This window comes from uncultured Granulicatella sp., assembly GCF_963516875.1.
GTDB lineage: Bacteria > Bacillota > Bacilli > Lactobacillales > Aerococcaceae > Granulicatella.
This window is the reverse complement of record NZ_CAUQCL010000008.1, coordinates 1-14348: the sequence shown is the minus strand read 5'-3', so window position 1 is coordinate 14348 and position 14348 is coordinate 1. Positions and strand designations below refer to the sequence as shown.

The 14348-nt window shown below is 36.3% G+C and carries 7 protein-coding genes, 2 pseudogenes and 1 other annotated feature; all 9 genes and pseudogenes read left to right on the top strand.

Features of this window, described 5'->3' with window-relative positions; translation table 11 throughout:
• Positions 1-247: 247 nt before the first annotated feature.
• A pseudogene (locus RWM24_RS04475) lies at positions 248-1639 on the top strand (sucrose-specific PTS transporter subunit IIBC); the annotation flags it as partial.
• An 81-nt stretch (positions 1640-1720) separates the two neighbouring features.
• The gene (locus tag RWM24_RS04470) at positions 1721-3127 is read left to right on the top strand and encodes a glycoside hydrolase family 32 protein (RefSeq protein WP_314111998.1); all 1407 of its coding nucleotides are present in this window, start codon (positions 1721-1723) and stop codon (positions 3125-3127) included.
• Positions 3128-3311: 184 nt separating this feature from the next.
• Positions 3312-3509, top strand: a binding site (T-box leader).
• Positions 3510-3561: 52 nt separating this feature from the next.
• A complete protein-coding gene (proS, locus tag RWM24_RS04465; RefSeq protein ID WP_314111996.1) occupies positions 3562-5010 on the top strand; it encodes a proline--tRNA ligase in 1449 nt (482 codons plus the stop codon).
• 333 nt (positions 5011-5343) lie between these two features.
• Positions 5344-6075, top strand: a complete 732-nt coding sequence (gene tsaB, locus RWM24_RS04460; RefSeq protein ID WP_314111995.1) for a tRNA (adenosine(37)-N6)-threonylcarbamoyltransferase complex dimerization subunit type 1 TsaB — start codon at positions 5344-5346, stop codon at positions 6073-6075.
• Positions 6059-7147: a ribosomal protein S18-alanine N-acetyltransferase gene (gene rimI / locus RWM24_RS04455; protein ID WP_314111993.1), complete on the top strand. Its 1089-nt coding sequence runs from the start codon at positions 6059-6061 to the stop codon at positions 7145-7147. The genes tsaB and rimI overlap by 17 nt, the downstream gene beginning before the upstream one ends.
• Positions 7144-8163, top strand: coding sequence for a tRNA (adenosine(37)-N6)-threonylcarbamoyltransferase complex transferase subunit TsaD (tsaD, locus tag RWM24_RS04450; protein ID WP_314111991.1), 1020 nt, complete (start codon positions 7144-7146; stop codon positions 8161-8163). The genes rimI and tsaD overlap by 4 nt, the downstream gene beginning before the upstream one ends.
• A 158-nt stretch (positions 8164-8321) precedes the next feature.
• Positions 8322-8567: a type B 50S ribosomal protein L31 gene (locus RWM24_RS04445; RefSeq protein WP_006703870.1), complete on the top strand. Its 246-nt coding sequence runs from the start codon at positions 8322-8324 to the stop codon at positions 8565-8567.
• A gap of 192 nt (positions 8568-8759) precedes the next feature.
• Positions 8760-9223, top strand: a pseudogene (gene tnpA / locus RWM24_RS04440) (IS200/IS605 family transposase).
• A 401-nt stretch (positions 9224-9624) separates the two neighbouring features.
• A partial coding sequence (locus RWM24_RS04435; RefSeq protein WP_314111990.1) for a YSIRK-type signal peptide-containing protein occupies positions 9625-14348 on the top strand: 4724 nt, incomplete at its 3' end.

Below are 14348 nucleotides of genomic sequence, written 5' to 3'. Positions count from 1 at the left end.
AAATTTGAGACCATAGGCTCAAATTTTAGCCAAGAGATTCGCAGAGCGAAGCTACTGGCGTCCATTGCTACAACTCCAAAAGTCGGTTGTATTTTAATTTAGTAAAAGATGAAAATACCCTTTTCATAATATTTACATCATTTACATTGTTAGAAGTGGTTGACAAGTGTATTATTTTACTTTATCTTATGTATGCAAACCGGTTCCACAAATGGTTCCGAATTGAAAAAAGAAAGGATAGTTCAACATGAATTATGATGTAATTGCAAAAGAAGTCCTTGAAAATATCGGAGGACGTGAAAATGTTCAATCTGTCGCACACTGTGCTACACGTTTGAGAATTATGGTTCTTGATGAAGCAAAAATCAACAAAGAAGCCATTGACCAATTAGAAGGAGTAAAAGGAGCGTTCTTTAACTCAGGTCAATACCAAATTATCTTCGGAACAGGAACAGTCAATAAAGTCTATGAAGCCGTTGCTCGTTTAGGAGTAGCAGAAACTTCAACAGCACAAATGAAAGAAGAAGCGAAAAAACAAGGAAACTTATTCCAAAGAATGAGTAGAACATTCGGAGACGTATTCGTTCCAATTATCCCAGTTTTAGTAGCAACAGGACTTTTCATGGGATTACGCGGATTATTAACAAACCCAATTTTCCTAGGATTATTCGGAATGACACCTGACGTAATTGACAAAAACTTCTTATTATACACACAAGTATTAACAGACACAGCCTTTGCTTTCTTACCAGCATTAGTAGCATGGTCAACATTTAAAGTATTCGGTGGTTCACCAGTACTTGGAATTGTTTTAGGATTAATGTTAGTAAACAGCGCTTTACCAAATGCTTATGTAGTAGCTGCCGGTGGAGCAGAGCCAATTGTATTTTTTGGTTTCATTAAAGTAGTAGGTTACCAAGGAACAGTTTTACCAGCATTCTTCGTAGGAATGATTGGCGCTAAATTAGAAAAATGGTTACGTACAAAAGTTCCAGATGCATTAGATTTATTAGTAACACCATTCTTAACATTTTTAGTAATGAGTGTTCTTGGATTATTCATCATTGGACCATTCTTCCACTCAGTAGAAACAGTCGTATTAAATGCAACTGAATTTGTTTTACAATTACCATTTGGTTTAGCAGGGATTATTATTGGTGGATTACAACAAGTAATCGTAGTAACAGGTGTTCACCACATCTTTAATTTCTTAGAAACACAATTATTACAATCTTCAAAAATTGCTACAGGGGTGGAATTAAATCCATTTAACCCAATTATCTCAGCAGCAATGGCTGCACAAGTAGGAGCAACATTAGCGGTTGCCTTCAAAACAACAGATACAAAATTAAAAGCTCTAGCATTACCATCAGCATTCTCTGCTGCATTAGGAATTACAGAGCCAGCAATTTTTGGGGTTAACTTACGTTTTGGTAAACCATTTGTAATGGGATTAATCGGAGGAGCTACAGGAGGATTCTTAGCAGCTTTATTCCAATTAAAAGCAACAGGTATGTCTGTAACAGTATTACCAGGAATGTTATTATTCTTAAATAGCCAATTCCCATTATACGTATTAGCAATCGCAGTAGCCTTTGCAGTAAGTTTTGGATTAACATATACAATCGGTTATAGCGATGATATGTTGAAAAAATAAAATAAAAGAAAAAGTCGAAGCGTCACACGATAGCTTCGACTTTTATGTAGATGAGGAGTATCAATGAGTTTAGTAAGAAAAAGTAATACTGGAAAATATGGATTAGTGTATCATATTGTTCCTCCTTATGGATTAATGAACGATCCAAATGGATTAATTTATTTTAAAGGACAATATCATGTATTTTTTCAATGGAATCCAACAGATACAAAGCATGCAAATAAGCATTGGGGACATCTTGTTTCGGATGATATGATTCAATGGAAAAGAGTCGAACTAGCATTAGCTCCAGACCAATGGTTTGATAAAAGTGGGGTATATTCTGGTAGTGCATATGTTCATAATGATCAATTATGGTTATTTTATACAGGAAATGTAAAAGATGAAGAAGGAAATGCTTCTAGTTATCAATGTTTAGCAGTGTCAGAAGATGGGATTCATTTTGAAAAGAAAGGCCCATTATTTGAACATCCAAAAGGCTATACAAGACATGTGCGTGATCCAAAAGTTTGGTATGATTCTCGTGTCGATCATTACTGGATGGTTGTAGGAGCTCAAACGGAAGATTTAAAAGGAGATACATTAGTATATCGTTCAGAAGATTTACTTCACTGGGTACTAAATGGTTTGATTAGTGTTGAAGAAAAAGACTTCGGATATATGTGGGAATGTCCAGATGTGATTCCATTTGAAGAGAAGGATGCATTTATTTATTCTCCGCAAGGAATTGAAGCTCAAGGAGAACGATTCAATAATTTATATCAAACTGTAGTGCAATTAGGTCAGTTTACAATTGATGGAAAATTTGTTGTGGAAGAGGACAACGTAACTGAAGTTGATGCAGGATTTGATTATTATGCTCCGCAAAGTTTCCAAGCAGAAGACGGTCGCATTCTTCAATATGGTTGGATGGGAATTCCAGAAGGAAAAGAAGGCCTTATCCCAACAATTCAAGATGGCTGGATTCATACGTTAACCATTCCACGTGAAGTGTCGGTTCAAAATGGAAAATATCTTCAAAAACCTGCACGTGAATTATGGAATTTAACAACAGATGTTCAAAAAATCCAATGGAATGCGACTCGATTTGAATCGGTCTTTTCTTCACCTGCACAAGTGTGGACAGTGAATTGGAAAGAAGCCGTTCAGGACAAATTAACGATTCAATTACGCAATGAAATTTCAATTCAATATGATGCAGAATCTCAAGTGTTGTCTGTCAGTCGTACCGATTGGGAAACAGGAGAAAAGGAAACACGAGAAAGAACGTTACAATCTCCTTTAAAACATCTAAATGCTTGGATGGATTACTCAAGTCTAGAATTATTTGTTAATGAAGGAGAAGAAGTATTCACGCTTCGATTCTTCACGGAAGAAGATGCTTTAGACTTTATAATCCAACAAATGATTGAACAAGAAATGGCGATTGAAGTTTATTGTATGAAAGAAAGTGGATTTATAGTAGAGTAAGGCACTACAAAAGAATTTTTTCGTTTTGAAATAAAGTAATGAGTGACGTACAAATGAAGGATACAAAAGAATTTTTTCTGATACGTAGGATGGAAGCAACTCGCAGTGGCAGACTCATGCTATTCGTTATAGGGAATGTTTTTTTGTGACCATAACACTTGCTTTCTAGCCGTTTTTTCGGTAGTATAATGCATGGAATAGTAAGTTCTGAAATGGGTACAGAAAGTTCTTCATAGCTGAGAGAGAACCCCCGCTTTTAGAATTGAACCTACCAGCATATTGATTATGAAAATAATCCGGTTCACGTACCGTTATCACGTTTCAAGAGACATTTAACATGAAATGTAATTAAAGGTGGTACCGCGAGTCATTCGTCCTTTTTATAGGGAGAATGGCTCTTTTTGTTCCACGATATTTAGAAAAGGAGTGCTAATATGGCAGAAAAAACAAACTTACAAAGAGAAGATTTCTCAAAATGGTATATCCAAACGATTCAAAAAGCTGATTTAATGGATTATTCACCAGTGCGTGGATGTATGATTTTCAAACCAGATGGTTATGAAATTTGGGAACATATTCAAGAAGAATTTAACCGTCGTTTTAAAGAAGAAGGAATTCGCAATGCATATTTTCCAATGTTAATTCCAGAAAGCTTCTTCACAAAAGAAGCAGATCATATTGAAGGATTTGCTCCAGAATTACCATGGGTAACAGAAGCAGCAGGCGAAAAATTAGAAGAACGTTTAGCGTTACGTCCAACAAGTGAAACAATGATTGGAACTGCATTTTCAAACTGGATTAATTCATACCGTGATTTACCATATGAAGTAAACCAATGGGCAAATGTATTCCGTTGGGAAAAGAAAACTTTACCATTCTTACGTACATCTGAATTTTTATGGCAAGAAGGACATACTGCTCACGCAGATGAAGCAGATGCACGTCGTCGTACAATGAAAATGTTAGACATTTATAAAGAAGTAGTAGAAGGCGTATTAGCTGTTCCTATTTATGAAGGACAAAAAACTCCATCAGAACGTTTTGCTGGTGCGGTAGATACTTACTCAATCGAAGCAATGATGAAAGATGGAAAAGCTGTACAAGCTGGAACTTCTCACTATATGGGAACAAAATTTGCGGAAGCATTTGACATTAAATATTTAACAAAAGAAAACGAACACGTACACGCTCATACAACTTCATGGGGAGTATCAACTCGTTTAATCGGTTCATTAATTATGACACACGGAGACGAACAAGGATTAGTATTACCTCCAAAAGTAGCTCCAACACAAGTAGTTTTAATTCCAGTTGGACCATGGAAGAAAAATCCTGCTATCTTAGAAAAATTAGAAGAATTACAACAACAATTAAAAGCAGCAGGCTTACGTGTGAAAATCGATGACACTGATAACTCACCAGGATTCAAATTCAATGAATGGGAATTACGTGGAGTTCCAATGCGTATTGAATGTGGACCACGTGACTTAGAAAATAATCAAGTAATGACAAAAATGCGTGACTTAGATGAAAAAGTTGCGGTAGGTTTTGATGTGTTAGTAGAAACAATTCAATCTGAATTAGAAAAAATGCAAGGACGTTTATTAGAAACAGCTCGTGCAATGCGTGCTTCTAATGAATATACAAACATTGATACTTTAGATGAATTAAAAGCTCATATTGAAGCAAAACGTGAAGCTGGCGAAGTACCTGGTTGGGTATTAGTTGGTTGGGATGGAACAGAAGAAACAGAAGCGAAAATCAAAGAAGAAACTGGATTTACGACTCGTAATATTCCATTCAACCCACCAGTGAAGAAAGAAACATGTATCGTATCAGGTAAACCAGCAACACAAACAGTGTGGATCGCAAGAGCGTACTAAGAAAAGGTGCGAAGAAAGATACTCTGAATCGAACCGTTGGAGGGGGAAGACGAGGGCGATGAATATCGCACCGGATTCCACCGAAACGCACGTCGATTCAATCTTTCTGAGCCGGATTAAATAATGTGTGAAGAAAGATGTTCTGAATCGAACCGTTGGAAGAAGAAGCCGAGGGCGACGAAAGTCGCACCGGATTCCTTCTGAAACGCACGTTGATTTCATCTTTCCAATGTGAAAAGAAAGAACATTTGAATAAATGATTGAAGAGGGCAAATGTGCAACGAGAAGTACTACTTGCCCTTCTTCCAATAAAAACTAGAAAGGAAGTGCTCTATGCCCGTATTGGCTATTGATACCTCAAATAAAACTTTATCGGTTGCCATTGTCAAAGATGAGGGAACGATTGTTGAACAAACAGTTCCAGACACGTTACAACATAGCGTCAAACTAATGCCGGCAATTCAAGAAGTACTTCAAGAAAGTCAAGTCAGTATGCAAGAACTAACAGGTGTGATTGTTGCCAAAGGACCAGGTTCGTATACTGGACTTAGAATTGGAGTAACCGTTGCGAAAACTCTTGCGAAGACATTGCATATTCCGCTAAAATCTGTTTCAAGTTTACAAGCGATTGTTGCAAATGTTGTAGAAGTTGTTCCTGAGGGAGCCTATGTTGTTCCATTTTTTGATGCTCGTAGAGAGAATATTTTTACGGGTCTTTATCAAGTGAACCAACTATTTCCACAATTGGTAGTCCCAGAACGTCATATTTCTTGGGTGGATTGGTTAGAAGAGTTAGCGACTTATGAAGCTCCTCTTTATTTTGTAGGACAATTAACAGATGTACAAAAAGAGTTGATTGTTGAAAAATTAGGAGAAAAAGCTGTTTTTACTACAGAGAATGATGCAGTAGTTCATGCAGGACTTTTTGGAAAATTAGCACAAGTTGGACCAGAAGAAGATGCAGATATTTTTGTGCCGACGTATTTAAAATTAGCAGAAGCAGAAGAAAATTGGATAGCGAATCATCAAGAAGAACAGGAGATTAACTATGTGGAGCGTATGTAAGGATTGGACACAATCTTTATGGCAACAATTAGAAAGATTAGTTGATCAAGCAATTCCTGTAGGAGATTTTATTGCTCACCAATTACCCCAACAACCAAAACGAATCCCTCTTTCTAATGGACAAATTGCAACGATTAGATTAGCTACTGTAGAGGATGTTGATGCTATTGCAGCAGTAGAAGAGGAAGCGTATATGGGAAATCCCCCTTGGATGAAAGAAGCCTTTGGAGAAGATTTAACCTATAATACAAAAGCAATTTATATCGTTATTGAATTAGAAGAAACGATACAGGCATTTGTAGGTGCAAGAGTAACTCCGGAAGATCTTCATATTACGAATATTGCGGTTCATTCGGATATTCGATTTTTAGGATGTGCGACTTTATTAATGAAGCAATTAGAAAAATACGCACGCTTATTAGAAAAAGATTCCATTTCCCTAGAAGTCAGAGTTTCCAATACTAAGGCCATTCGTTTATATGAAAAGTTTGGATTTATTCAAACAGGTTATAAAGACAAATATTATAAAAATGAAGTAGAGGATGCGGTACTGATGACTTATCCATTACCCCCTAAAACACCAGAATCCTTCTCATCATCAGAGTTTTCGTTTAAACGATTGACAGTAGAAGATGATGTAGCAGAACAGTTATACCAATTAGTGCAACAACATTATGAATATCCTGGACATTGGAGTGCAAAAGCGTTCCAAGAAGATATTGCTTCTGAATATGGAGCTTATTACGGCGTGTATCATGTGGATACATTAATTGGATTTGTTGGGATGCAAGTCGTCTTAGATGAAGCAACGATTACGAATATTGTCATTCATACAGGATTCCAAGGAAAGGGACTTGCCCAACGCTTATGGCAAATGGCATTATATGATTTAGGGTTGCAAGAAGTCGCAACCGTATTTTTAGAAGTACGAGAATTTAATCATCGTGCTCAGCAATTATATGAAATTTTAGGATTCGAGTGTTATCACAGAAGGCGTGATTACTATACAGAACCATTAGAAGATGCCTTACTCTATCGATTAGAACTTAAGAAAGGAGCATATGAACAATGACAAAAGAAGTCGTTATTCTAGCTATTGAAAGTAGCTGTGATGAAACAAGTGCAGCAGTTGTTGTCAATGGTCGTACCTTATTATCAAATATTGTCGCTTCTCAAATCAAAAGTCATATGCGATTTGGAGGAGTTGTACCAGAAATTGCAAGCCGTCACCATGTAGAACAAATTACGCAAGTAATAGAAGAAGCATTAGTGCAAGGTGGCAAAACAATGGAAGAAATCGATGCAGTAGCGGTAACGATTGGACCAGGATTAGTCGGAGCTTTACTCATCGGTATTTCAGCTGCAAAAGCAGTTGCTTTAGCAGCGAACAAACCATTAATTGCTGTTAACCATATGGCAGGACATATTTATGCAAATCAATTAATCGAACCTTTACAATTTCCATTGATGGCATTAGTCGTGAGTGGTGGACATACAGAATTAGTCTATATGCCACAAGACGGACAGTTTGAAATTATAGGGGAAACTCGAGATGATGCAGCTGGAGAAGCGTATGATAAGATTGGAAGAATTTTAAACTTACCTTATCCAGGTGGGAAGAAAATGGATGAATTAGCGCATATTGGAGAAGATGTGTATAATTTTCCAAGAGCGATGATTCATGAAGACCATTATGACTTTAGTTTTAGTGGATTAAAGTCAGCAGTTATTAATCGTATTCATAATGCAAAACAAAAAGGCGAAGAAATTGTGCCAGAAAATGTTGCGGCAAGTTTCCAAGCAAGTGTCGTGGAAGTATTAGTAGAAAAAAGTAAACGTGCACTAGAAGAATATCCTGTGAAGCAATTTGTATTAGCAGGAGGAGTCGCAGCAAACCGTGGACTTAGAACAGGACTACAAGAGATGATGCAAAGTCATTATCCAACGGTAACCTTCTCGATTCCACCAATGAATTTATGTGGCGATAATGCTGCAATGATTGGTGCAGCTGCGTATTCAAAATGGTTAGAACAAGATTTTGTGGCGATGGATGTCAATGCAATGCCTGGTTTAGAACTAGGAGATTAGGGTGAGTTGGGTTAGAAATTTTACACTAAGAAAATTCATTTCACCTAATAAAAATAGTTGCATTCTAGGTCTAAGCATGCTATTATACTTGTGTTGCTTTATGCATAAAAATAAATAACTCTGGATTAGGCAATAATTCAGGGCAGGAGGAATAGAAAATGAAACAAGGAATTCACCCAGAATATCGTCCAGTTGTTTTCATGGATACAACTACTGGATTCAAATTCTTATCAGGTTCAACAAAATCATCAAACGAAACTGTACAATGGGAAGATGGTAACGAATACCCATTATTACGTGTTGAGATCACTTCAGATTCTCACCCATTCTATACAGGTCGTCAAAAATTCACACAAGCAGACGGACGTGTGGATCGTTTCAACAAAAAATACGGTCTCAAATAAGAAGACAATTCTCAAACCTTTCTCGATTTCGAGAAAGGTTTTTTTGTGTGACTTTCAGTCCGTCACGCTCCGTAGGTGCGTGGCAAATAAACCACCCGCTATGCGGGTGCGCATCGAAGGTTATACCAAAAAACTCCAATCGCGATACAATAAAGGTATTCAAGCCCATCATATAGCGAGAGGAGAAAAAATATGGTTGAAAAAGCTAATAGTTTATCACATACAAAATGGATGTGTAAATACCACATTGTTTTTACACCTAAGTATAGACGGAAAGTTATCTATAATCAATATAGGAAAAGTTTGGGAGAAATATTTCGTCGATTGTGTAGTTATAAAGGAGTAGAGATTATAGAAGGGCATCTTATGCCGGATCATGTTCATATGTTGGTAAGTATTCCACTAAGAATAAGTGTTTCAAATTTTATGAGATATTTAAAAGGAAAAAGCGCACTAATGATGTTTGATAAACACACAAATTTAAAATATAAATTTGGGACCGTCATTTTTGGGTAGAAGGATATTATGTAAGCACAGTAGGTCTCAATGAATCTACCATAAGAAAATATATACAAGAACAAGAAAAATATGATATAGCAATCGATAAATTAAGTGTAAAAGAGTATGAGTATCCCTTCAGAGATGATGGTAAGTAATACAAACGCCACTTTAAGAGGCAAGTGACGAGTCAAAAGCAATAAGGCTTGTAATCAGGGCTTATAGTCCCGGTTCAAACTTAAATCTGACAAAGAAAAATAATGAAGGACGGTACATTTTATGTACAGAATTATATAGAAATTAGTTTGAATATATAATCAAAAAATAATAACAGAATAGTTCTAAAAAAGTTATCTACATGTTGTGAGAGTTAGAAGGAGAATTGTTTTTAGAATGTTGTATAGAAAGTAAAGGTAGCGTTTTCAAAAAAAAAAAAAAACGCTCCATTTTACTTGCATTTTTTTAGTATTTACATTAGAGTAGAAATGTATCATAATAATTTATTTTAAGAAGATTTCTTTTTAAAATAGGAATAATTCTAAAATTAGGAGGGAATATTTTGAAAAAGAATCAAAATTTACGTGCAATTCAAGCACAAAGATTTTTGAGATATAGTATCCGTAAATTTACGGTTGGAGTTGCCAGTGTAGCAATTGCTTCTGGATTAGCTGTGCTAGGTGGTACAAATGTACAAGCAGCTGCTGAAGAAGTAGTCAATACACATGCAACGGAAACGAAAGCTCCAGAAACTGGAAAGAATATTAAAACAGAAGTTGCTGAAAAAGTCAACACTTCAAAATTATCCGAAGCAATTGAACGATTGAGTCAATTGTTAGGAAAAGTAACAGAAACAGAGAAAACTACTACAACAATTACTGCAGCAAAAGAGTTATTATCAAAAGCGCAACAAGCAGTATCTCGTTCAGATATCCAACAATTAGAAGTGGATAAATTCACATCTGAATTAACTTCTAAGGCATTTGTATTAGAAAGTATGCCAAAAGAAAAGGATAAAAAAACTGAAAAAGAAGCTGATAAATCTACAGAAGAAAAAGTAAATAAAAACCAAGATCCAAGAAATGGGAAAGCTATTCCTGGAAAAGGTGAGAGTGGGTTTAGAGCGGACACATCAGGTAATGGTGGCACAACAACTGTAACAAATGATGAGTTGACACCAACAACACCAGCAAAACCAACTGCGAAAAATATTATAGGTAGTACAAGTACAGTATCACGAGAAAACTTTACTGGTTGGGATACGTATAAAATGCCATTCGGTGTCCAATCTGGATCAGGAACACTAGGGGTAGACTCAGCGGAACAAAAAGCGAATGCTGAAGGATTACAATTCAGAGTGTTTTCTGATCAAAGAGCAGGTACGCGTGTTACACCTGGACCATCTAACTTTACATTTGAGTTGCAACCAAGTGATGTCAAGGCACGTGTTGACTACGGATTGAAACTTCCTGCAGAAGAAGTACAAAAAATTATTGAAGAAGCTCCTCTATGGCGTGGAAAATTGAAATATAATAATACAAGAATTCAAAGTTCAGCCGCTTCTACTTACTTTGGTGGTGGACCGTACGAATATTTATTATCAAGTATTTATAAACTTGGTTATGAACAAGGAATTGATAAAGTTTACGTCAAAGATGCAAGTAAACGTATTGAAGTAACAGAAGAAGCGAAAGCGGCAGGTTGGACTGTTTCTGATTTTACAGTATCAAATATGCCTGGGGGATTAGTATATGATAAACAATCGGATAGTATACAAGGGGTTGTAACGCATAGTAGTCCATTTAACTATCAAAAACTAGTGGCGACAGTTACTTTTACTAATACCAAAACTGGAAAAAATGTAAGAATTCCGTTAGATCTACATAGATACGGTGGTACAGCATGGAAAGATGGTACGCCACCTACGTTAGAAATTAACGATGCCGTTAAAGAAGGTAAAGTAGGAGAAGAACTTGTAGTACCAGTAGAATATAGAGATGCTGGAGCTTCCCATGCTGGTGCACCAAATGGTAGAAATATTCCTTATAGTTTAACGGATGAAAATGGAAATCCTCTTAACCGTACAGCAACGATTAGAGAAACTGTGGGACGTGCAATTCTTGGTGTTTCTGGAGTGAAAATTACTGGAACTACAGGGGCAGGTGCTAGTACTGTTACAGATTTAACAGGGGATGACACTAAAATTCCTGGTGTCGGTTTCACAATTGCCTCAAATGACATGACTGAACGAAATAAAAATGGATTTAAAGGGACACCGACTGAAGCAGGGATTTACCGTGTCTCTATTTATGCACGAGACTATAAAGAAACTAATGCGAATGAAGCATATGCACATGCTACCTTTAAAATTTCACCTGCAGTATCTGTGAAAAATGTACATGCATATGATAAAGAAGTACCAATTACAATTTCAAGAGGTGCTTCAGAAGCTACGATTACATTACCAGATGGCACAAATACAAAAGTTGTTGCCAAAGATGGGAAATGGGTTGTTACAGAAACTACAAATACAGCTGTAAATGTTAATGATGAAATCGGTACAGTTGGCGAAACTTTTAATCTAAAAGTACTTCCAACTGCAACGGCTAAAGCAGCTACGGATAATATTAAGGTAACTGCAAGTAGTGAGAATGTAACAGCAACATTTACAAGAGCAGAAGTAGCTTTAAAAACTAAACTTGGAGAAAATGTAACAGCAACCTTTAATAAAGTTACAGGTCGTTGGGATTTGCCAGCTGAAATCGCTGAGAAGAAAACAGTTAACAGTGATGGAACAACTACATGGTTAAAACGTGATTTATACGTTGATGTTGATAAAAACGGTGAAACAATATTCAATGTTTATGAATATACTCGTACCTTAAATGCAGAAGGAAAAGTAACAGCTGTTAGCGATCCTACTCGTACATTAACAACTTATAACAAAGAAAATGCATCAAATAGTGCAGCGGAGTCAGCTAATGATACGAATAAAGGAATGATCGTAACTGTAAAATACAACAAGGGACTAAATAAATGGACTGCAGATGATAACTCAACTGTAACAGCAACGAAAACTGGAGATAAATGGACAATTTCTACTTCATCAGGATTCAATGGAACAGTTGATGCAGTTTATGCAGAAAGTTCAGATAAAGCGTCTGTATTAAATGATGCTCCAGCTGTTCATTCAACTTCTTATACAACTGTAAAAGGTGCAACAGTAGATTTAGTAAAACAAAAATCAGCTACAGTAACGATTACAGATAGAGAAGATGATGCGACAACTGCTCCAAATAAAAAGGAAACAACAGTTACAAAAGTAACATTAACGGCTCCTTCAGGGAAGGTAACAGAATATACTAGTCTTGCAGCTGCAGCAGCGGTGAAATTAACAGAGACAGGAGAGTACACTGTTAAAGTAGATGTAAAAGACAGTAATGGAAATAAAGTTACTGCAGATTCAGATTCAGATACAGCAACAGGAACAAATGAAAATGACAATTCTGCGGTAGCTTCAACGACCTATGTGATTACAGTTAAAGATCAAGAAACAAATAAATTATATAAAGTAGAAGATGATACTGTTACGAATGACGAATTAAAAGCAAAAGTAAACCCTACAACTGTAGATGGATTTACTCCAAGTAAAAATGATATTACAGATATTCCAACTACTACAGGTAAAGCTGGGCAAACATTGCCAACTCCTGCAACAGTTACGTACACAAAAGATACTGAAACAATTCAAGTAGAAACAAAAGTGGATGTTGTAGTCTTACCAAAAGTAACACCAACAGGAGTAACAGTACTAAAAGATAGTACTAACTTAGAAAATGTAGTAAAAGAAAAAGCGAAAGAAGCAGTTAAAGCAATTGCCACAGATAAAATTCCTACGGGAGTTACTGTATCGATTAAAGAAGTAAAAACAGGAACTCTTCCAGGAACAACTACAATAGGTGACCAAACTCCAGCAAAAGTAGTAGTAGAATACAAAGATGCTAATAATAATGTTGTTGAAACTAGAGAAGTTGAAGTTCCAGTAACGGTGGTAGGATCTACAGTAAATAAAATTGTTAAGTTTGAAGATGATGATTTAACAGATGAAGAAGTAAAAGCAGCTGTAACACCGGGAACAAATGGAACTAAAGGAGAACCGCTTTTAGAAGCTAATATTACAGCTGAACCAGGTACGAAAGAAGTTGCCATTCCGGTAACATATAATAATGGTGAGTTATCGGAAAGAGTAGTAGTCCCAGTCGTAGTCTTACCAACAGCAACTGGTGAAGTAGAAGTACCAAAAGGTTCAACAGTAGATAAAGTAAAAGAAGTTACAAAAGCAAAAGCGACAGAAGTAGCAACATCAGCTGACTTCAAAGCAAAATTACCAGAAGGTTCTAAAGATGTAGTGGTTGGCGAAATTACAGAAGAAGTTTTAGCAAAAATCACTGCAGAAAAAGGAACGAACAAAGGAATTGTTAAAGTTCCAGTAACTTACACAGTAGATGGAAAAACTTATACAAAAGATGCAGAAATTACAGTTAACGTATTAGGTTCAGAAGCAAAACCAGTTTACACGTTAGAAGGAACAAAACCAGATGCAGAGAAAGTTAAGAATGCCGTAACACCAGGTAATGGAGGAACAGTTAACGCTCCAACAGAAGCAGGATTACCAGAAACAACAGGTAAAGCAGGAGCAAAAGATGTAACTGTACCAACAACAGTAACATATCCAACAGGAGATGAAACTGTAAATGTACCAGTTGAAGTATTACCAAAAGCAACACCAGAAAAAGTAACAACATTAAAAGATACAACTAGTGACAACCTAACAACAACTGTAAAAGAAAAAGCACAAGCTGCACTAGGTAAACTAACATTACCATCAGGAGTTACAGTAGAATTAGTTCCAAATCAAGATTATACTGTTCCAGCAACTGATTCTAATGGTGATAAAACTGCAGTACCAGTTAAGGTACAATATAAAGACGCTACAGGTACAGTAGTAGCAGAAGATACGATTAATGTACCAGTAACAGTCGTAAGCTCAACACCAAGTAAGATTGTAGTTTTCGAAGGTGAAAAACCAACAGCTACTCAAGCGAAAGAAGCCGTAACACCAGGTGCAGATGGAACAAAAGGTGAACCAACAACATTACCAGAAACAGCAGGTAAAGCTGGAGCGACTGATGTTAAAGTAGACGTACCAGTAACTTATGACAATGGTAAGTTAACAGAAACAGTAAGTGTTCCAGTAACAGTATTACCAAAAGCAACTGGTGAAGC